At 68.3% G+C, this 5,159-nt stretch carries 3 protein-coding genes and 3 pseudogenes; 3 read left to right on the forward strand and 3 right to left on the reverse strand.

The window, feature by feature from the left end; translation table 11 throughout:
• Positions 1-468: 468 nt before the first annotated feature.
• Positions 469-1,393, reverse strand: a pseudogene (locus tag C7T91_RS27290) (hypothetical protein); the annotation flags it as partial.
• Positions 1,394-1,574: 181 nt separating this feature from the next.
• Positions 1,575-1,727 (reverse strand): annotated as a pseudogene (locus C7T91_RS27295) (IS5/IS1182 family transposase); the annotation flags it as partial.
• 370 nt (positions 1,728-2,097) lie between these two features.
• Here C7T91_RS27295 and C7T91_RS27300 point away from each other — a divergent pair.
• Positions 2,098-3,756, forward strand: a complete 1,659-nt coding sequence (locus tag C7T91_RS27300) for an NAD+ synthase (RefSeq protein WP_108263006.1) — start codon at positions 2,098-2,100, stop codon at positions 3,754-3,756.
• Here the strand turns inward: C7T91_RS27300 and C7T91_RS27305 are convergent.
• Positions 3,753-4,382, reverse strand: coding sequence for a TetR/AcrR family transcriptional regulator (locus C7T91_RS27305; RefSeq protein ID WP_161556136.1), 630 nt, complete (start codon positions 4,380-4,382; stop codon positions 3,753-3,755). The genes C7T91_RS27300 and C7T91_RS27305 overlap by 4 nt on opposite strands.
• 72 nt (positions 4,383-4,454) lie before the next feature.
• Here C7T91_RS27305 and C7T91_RS27310 point away from each other — a divergent pair, with 72 nt between their 5' ends.
• Positions 4,455-4,715 (forward strand): hypothetical protein, encoded by a 261-nt coding sequence (locus tag C7T91_RS27310; RefSeq protein ID WP_145963045.1) that lies wholly within the window; start codon positions 4,455-4,457, stop codon positions 4,713-4,715.
• A gap of 104 nt (positions 4,716-4,819) precedes the next feature.
• A pseudogene (locus tag C7T91_RS37170) lies at positions 4,820-4,948 on the forward strand (hypothetical protein); the annotation flags it as partial.
• Positions 4,949-5,159: the final 211 nt, after the last annotated feature.

The raw sequence follows: 5,159 nt of genomic DNA on the forward strand, positions 1-5,159 counted from the left end.
TCCGGCAAGCGCCGCCGGTTCGGGCGAACCGGCAGGGGGCTGCCGGACCTGTGCGCCCAGAACCCGGCGGGCAGGGAGAACGCCTCGGTGACCGCTGAAGGGGGATGCGGCGGGTGCGTTGGCCGCGGCCAATCTTAGGGCCAGGCTCCGCCCGTCCGGCTCCCGAAAACCGTCCCCGGAGGATTTGCCGCTGGCGCGGACCGGCCAGGACTCCCCGGAGCTCTTTCCGGTGATCCTCAATTTCGCCGGAGCGGACTGCTATGCCATGGAACCCGGAGCTGGCCGGGCGCTCCGGCGCGTCCGGAGCGCGCATCGCCGCGGGAGCGGGGACGGGTTCTGGGCCGGTTCGCGAAAAAGGTCAGGGAAACCCTTTGCCGGCGATTGAATGACCTCCGGGACACTGCGCGGGCCGCGGCCGATCTCCGTTCGTCACCGTCACCGTCACCCGACAGATTGCGGCGCGACGCCTCACCCTTGACCGCCAGACCGCAAGACCGCCGAACTCCGGAACCGCGCAGCCGCGAATGCGCGGATCTGAACCTCGGCCACCTGGCGGTCGAAGTCGCGGGCCATCAGCCTCTGCCCGTGCAGCTTCACGCAGTTCATTCAATCGCCGGGGAAAAGGTCCCCCGGACATTTTCCCGGTCCGGCTCATATCTCCACCCGGCTCCCGCGGCGGTACCCGCTCCAGTTCCGCCAGAGTGCCCGGCCGAGATGCTTTGACGCGCGCAGGACCTCGGTGCGGGCCGGGGCCCCCGCCGTGTCCGGCTTCCAGGGCCTGGCGTTGCGGCGGGGCAGCGTCATGGCAGGCGCGCGTGTCATAGGTGTCGCCAGCCGTGCTCGAACCGGTGGCGCGTCAGCTGGCAACTCGGCGGTGGCGGCGGCGATCTCCTCGTCCGCGGGGATCTGGGCGAGCAGGTCCGGCGAGCATCCCTCGCCGGTCCGAGCGGCACCGCGAATGCGTCGCTTCGAGCCGCCATGCTTGCGCCTGTGCCGCGCTGCGCGCTTTCGCGGCCCTACCGGGGCCACGGTCGCTCCGCACCCTTCGCCCTCGCCCTTGATGCCGGTGCTGTCCGCTGCCCGGCAAGGCATTGCGACGCGATGCCCGAGAGGGGACACGCAGGTGAAGCGCCCCTTTGGAGCTGCGATGCGGGATGGTGACATCCAGCGCTCGACGGGCTTTCGCGGCGCCACTGGCGCCACGGTCCCGTCTCGCTCTGGCGGCGCGACGGGGTGCTGAAGTCCGGCACGGACCAGCCGAGCCCGGATAGTTCCAGCAGGGTCGCCACGGCCCCCGTTCGCCAGTGGGATCGAACCAGTGGCGCCACACTGGCTCACTCTGTCGGAGGGGCAGTCCGGGGAGGACCTTGAGAGGCAGGCAGGCCTGGATGGGATTCGCTGGGCAGGGCTCCGCCCGTCCGGCCCCCAGGAGTTCCGCCCGGTCCTTCCCCGAACTGTCCGCAGGGACAGTTTGCCTCCTGCGGAGGACCGGAGCGACCCTCGCCGGAGGATTTGCCGCTGGCGCGGACCGGCCCGGACTCCCCCGGACGATTTCCTGGGCCTCCTCATCCGCCATAGGCCTGCTGGTGGCCGCGGCGCCCCGATGGGATGGCCTCCCATTGCATCGAAGGATCGGACCAGACGGTCAGCGATCCGCGCTGCCTCAGCGCCTGATTGCAGCTGCGCCAGTTGGTCGTCTTGTAGGTCGGCTTCGAAGGTTTGCTCATGCTGCCCGGCTAGCATGCTGGATTCACGAGATGAATCTTTCTGGATTTGCGCGACAACGCCCTGCACAACGCTCCGGGTCCGGCGCGACGGCGCCGCGGCGCAATTCCCCGGACCAGGCGCGCGGCGGGTCAGAGCAGGATGCCCGGCTCCTGCGGCGCGGCGGCTTCCAGCGGCATCCAGGGATTGAGCCCCAGCACGGCGTCGCGCATCGCCTCGGCCTCCGGCGCCGCGCCACGGATGGCGCCGGCTTGGGCGGCCGCCGCGGATGTGCCGGGAAAAGCCGCTCTGCCCGGCCCTGCGCGGCAAGCCGGGGCTTTCCCTCGGCCCCGACCCTGCTAAGAGAGGGGCAAGACCCCGGGGAGCCCGACCATGACCGCCACATTCCGCCTGACCCTCGCGCAGCTGAACCCGACGCTGGGCGACCTTTCCGGAAATGCCGCCAAGGCCCGCGCCGCCTGGGCCGAGGCGAAGGCCGCCGGATCGCAGATGATCGCCTTCACGGAGATGTTCATCACCGGATACCAGGCGCAGGACCTGATCCGCCGCCGCTCCTTCGTCGCCGCCGCCGAGGACGCGATCCGCAAGCTCGCCGAGGATTGCGCCGACGGTCCGGCGATCGGCATCGGCGGTCCCTGGCGCGGCGAGGACGGACTCTACAATGCCTTCTGGATCCTGGAGGGCGGCAAGGTCACGGCCCGCGTGCTGAAGCACAACCTGCCCAACAACGACGTCTTCGACGAGGTCCGGCTCTACCAGCGCGGCCCGATCCACGGCCCCTATTCGGTCGGCCCGCTGCGGATCGGCTCGCCGATCTGCGAGGACAGCTGGTCGCCGGACGTGGCCGAAGCCCAGGCCGAAAGCGGCGCGCAGATCCTGCTGGTGCCGAACGGCTCGCCCTATCACCGCGGCAAGCAGGGCGACCGGATCGGCATCATGGTCTCGCGCGTGGTCGAAACCGGCCTGCCGCTGGTCTATCTCAACATGGTCGGCGGCCAGGACGACCAGGTCTTCGACGGCGGCAGCTTCGTGCTGAACCCCGGCGGCCGCCTGATGGCGCAGCTTCCGGTCTTCGACGAGGCGCTGGCGCATGTCGATTTCGAGGAGACCGAGGAAGGCTGGCGCGCGAAGAAGACCGATCTGGCAACCCATCCCGATGCCTGGGAGCAGGACTACCGGGTGATGGTCGAGGGGCTGCGCGACTATCTCGGCAAGACCGGCTTCTCCAAGGTGGTGCTGGGCCTGTCGGGCGGCATCGACTCGGCGCTGGTCGCCGCCATCGCCGCCGATGCGATCGGGCCGGAGAACGTGCATTGCGTGATGCTGCCCTCGGAATACACTTCCGCGCATTCTCTGGAGGATGCCGCCGCGGTGGCTGAACGGCTGGGCACCCGGATCGACACGCTGCCGATCGCCGGGCCGAAACATGCCGTCGAGGAGGTCCTGGCGCCGCTCTTCGCGGGCCGCGCCCCCGACATCACCGAGGAGAACATCCAGTCGCGGCTGCGCGGGCTCCTCCTGATGGCGCTGTCGAACAAGTTCGGCGAGATGCTGCTGACCACCGGCAACAAGTCCGAGGTCGCGGTCGGCTATGCCACGATCTACGGCGACATGAACGGCGGCTACAATCCGATCAAGGATCTCTACAAGACCCGCGTCTTCGAGACCTGCCGCTGGCGCAACGCCAACTGGCGCGACTGGATGAAGGCGCCCGAGGGCGAGGTGATCCCGGTGCGGGTGATCGAGAAGGCGCCCTCGGCCGAGCTGCGCCCCGACCAGAAGGACGAAGACAGCCTGCCGCCCTATCCGGTTCTGGACGCGATCCTCGAAGGGCTGGTCGACGACGAGAAGAGCATCGCCGATCTGGTCGCCGAAGGCTTCGACGCGGAGACGGTGAAACGGGTCGAGCACCTGATCTTCATCAGCGAATACAAGCGCTACCAGGCCGCGCCGGGCGCGAGGCTGACCAAGCGCGCCTTCTGGCTCGACCGCCGCTATCCGATCGCCAACCGCTGGCGCGACTCGCTCTAGGACCCGGCCCCGGCCTGCTGCGGAGGCAGGCCGAACAGCGCCAGGAGCTGCGGCCAGGCCTCGTCCAGCGTCTCCTCGGCGCTCTTGCCATGCAGCAGCGCGCGGCGCAGGGCGTAGTGATAGATGGCGAAGCCGCCGCCGCGCAGCACCTCCGCGTCCCATCCCGGCGGCAGCTCGCCCGAGGCGCGGCCCTCCTCGACCAGCCGCAGCACCGCCGTGCCGAAGATGTCCAGGTCCGCCTCGTTGCGCGCCGCCTCCTCGCGGCTCCAGGTCCAGGCGAATCCCTGCAGCACCTGGAGCATCCTGCGGTCCGCCAGATCCGTCTCGAACATCGTCCGGGCGAGGCACCTGATCTTGTCCAGAACGCCGCCGGACCCGTCGAGCACCTGTGCAACCACTGATTCGCGATCAGCCTGCAAGTCGCGCATGATCGCCCAGGCCAAGCCCGCCTTGCCGTCGAAATAGGCGTTGATCAACGTATGGGAGACCCCGGCACGGCGGCCGATCTCGGTGACCGAGGCCCCGTCATACCCGCATTCCGAGAACAGGTGGCGCGCCGCCTCAACCAGCGCGCTTTCGGTCTCGCTCCGGCGTCCGGACCGGGCGCTCCGCTCCTTGCCAGACAATCTGTAACTCCTTGGCATAAATTAATTTTCAATTTTCCATTTTAAAATGTCAACGGAATGCTTGAGCGGCAAATGAATGGTATCTATTTACTCAATAAAATCCGGAAATTTTCAAAGGTACCGCCGACCATGACGAGAGGCCCGGGAACCGTCCGAACCTTGACGCCGGAAACCGTTCTCCTGGTGGAGGAGATCCTGTCAGCGATGGAACGGCTGACCACCGCCGAGTTGGCGGGCGACCAGCTTGCCCAGCGGCGCGCGGAACGGGATTACAAGGCATTGTTGCTGGTGCTCCGCGAGCGCGGCGGCCACCGCCGTATCGCCCCCCGTTAGCTGCCCCGCAGCGGCAGCATGCACCGGAGCGCGCAGCCATCCGGATGACGACCTTCGACTGGCGGCCCATTCGCTACCGCAACGTGATCGGCGTGCTGAAGAACATGTTCTATGCCGGGGTCTATGCCTACGGAAAGACCGGGCGCCGGGCGGAAATCCGCGACGGACGCGCACATGTCACGTACAAGAACCGGAAGTCCCCCGAAGACTGGGATGTCGTGATCAAGGATCACCATGTCGGCTACATCGATTGGGAAGAGCATGAGCGCAATCAAGCCCAGCTGGCCAGGAATGCCTTCGGACGCGCAGGCGGCGTCAAGTCCGGCCGCGGCGGCGGCGCCCTCCTGGCAGGCATGCTGTGCTGTGCCCGATGCGGCCGACGGCTGCATGTCGTCTATGCCGGGCGAAAACCGCGGCCGGTCTACCGGTGCGGTTCTGGAGGCC

The organism is Mangrovicoccus ximenensis (assembly GCF_003056725.1).
GTDB lineage: Bacteria > Pseudomonadota > Alphaproteobacteria > Rhodobacterales > Rhodobacteraceae > Mangrovicoccus > Mangrovicoccus ximenensis.

Bases quoted from the DNA above. Each gene is read 5' to 3' on its own strand.
- C7T91_RS27300 (WP_108263006.1), top strand. From the start codon at position 2,098: ATGACCGCCACATTCCGCCTGACCCTCGCGCAGCTGAACCCGACGCTG.
- C7T91_RS27310 (WP_145963045.1), top strand. From the start codon at position 4,455: ATGAATGGTATCTATTTACTCAATAAAATCCGGAAATTTTCAAAGGTA.